General features: G+C 35.0%; 1 protein-coding gene. It reads right to left on the reverse strand.

Annotated elements, in window-relative coordinates; translation table 11 throughout:
* Window positions 1-1,367 (reverse strand): efflux RND transporter permease subunit (locus AAON49_RS00135; RefSeq protein WP_349551737.1); only part of this gene is annotated, 1,367 nt, incomplete at its 3' end.
* Window positions 1,368-1,644: the final 277 nt, after the last annotated feature.

Below are 1,644 nucleotides of genomic sequence, written 5' to 3' on the forward strand. Positions count from 1 at the left end.
ACTACTTCATTTGCTGACAATCCTTCTTCATTCTCTTGAAAATGTCGAATGATATTTTCTGATAGAATGACTCCAACATCAACCATCGTTCCAATAGCAATAGCGATTCCAGATAATGCGACAATATTGGCATCTATACCAAATGCTTTCATGGCTATAAATACCATAAGTACAGCTAGAGGTAACAACCCTGAAATCAAAATAGAAGCTCTTAGGTTAAATACCATAATGATGATAACCAGTATGGTAATTAAAATCTCCAGAGCAAGCGCCTCATTCAAAGTCCCTAAAGTCTCTTTAATCAAATCTGTTCTGTCGTAAAAAGGAACTACTGTAACTTGTGATACTCGACCATCTTTTAATTTTTTACTAGGCAATCCTGCACTTAACTCATTCAGTTTTTCTTTTACATTATTAATTACTTCTAAGGGGTTTGCTCCATATCTGGCAACTACGACACCACCTACCACTTCTGCTCCCTCTTTGTCAAGAATTCCTCTTCTTGCAGCTGGACCTAATGAAACATTTGCAATGTCTTTTATCTTGATAGATGTAAATTCTTCAGAACTGACAACAGCCTCTTCTATGTCCTTTATGGATTTGATATATCCAAGTCCACGAACTAAATATTCTGCTTGATTAATCTCTAATGTCTGTGCTCCAATATCTTTATTACTCTGCTTAACTGCCTTAACCACATGATGCAAGCCAATATTATATTGTCTCATTAGCTCTGGGTTAATATCAATCTGGTATTCCTGAACATAGCCTCCTATTGAAGCTACTTCAGATACTCCACTTGCAGAAGATAAGGCATACTTAACATAGTAATCCTGAATACTTCTTAATTCATGTAAATCCCAACCACCTGTAACATTTCCATTTTCGTCTCTTCCTTCTAAGGTATACCAAAATATTTGACCTAAACCTGTTGCATCAGGTCCTAAAGTCGGGCTCACTCCTTGAGGCAATAAATTGCTAGGTAACGAATTTAGCTTTTCAAGAATTCGACTTCTACTCCAGTAAAATTCAATGTCTTCTTCAAAAATGATATAGATACTTGAAAAACCAAACATTGAAGAGCTCCGTATGGTTTTCACTCCAGGAATACCCAAAAGAGAGGTTGTTAAAGGATACGTAATTTGGTCTTCAATATCTTGTGGTGAACGACCATCCCACTTAGTAAAAACAATTTGTTGGTTTTCTCCAATATCAGGAATTGCATCTACGGCTACTGGGTTACTCGGTAAAAATCCTGTTTCCCAATTAAAAGGTGCATTTACAATTCCCCATCCTAAAAAGAGAAAAAGTAATAATACAGATACAAGTTTGTTTTCGATTAAAAATTTGATGCTTTTATTCAGCATAGTATTGATAATTAAATAGTTTGACATTTGGCATTTAGGTAAATACCAGATACTACAAATCACCCCAAAGAAATTCTCTAGGTGATTACACTATTTAAAAATCAAATTAAGTAAGTCTCGTCTAGCTTAAATATTTGCCTGACGATAAAAGGAGGGGGATAATCAAAAAAAGAATTTTTTCTTTTTTCAGTGGTTTGAAATAATTCAATGCAGGAATGAATAAAAGCGGCAACAAAAACCTGTTGGTCAAGGTTCAAATCTGCAACAGGGAGTTTTA

It is taken from the genome of Pseudotenacibaculum sp. MALMAid0570, from assembly GCF_040151415.1.
In the GTDB taxonomy this organism is placed as follows: Bacteria; Bacteroidota; Bacteroidia; order Flavobacteriales; family Flavobacteriaceae; genus Polaribacter.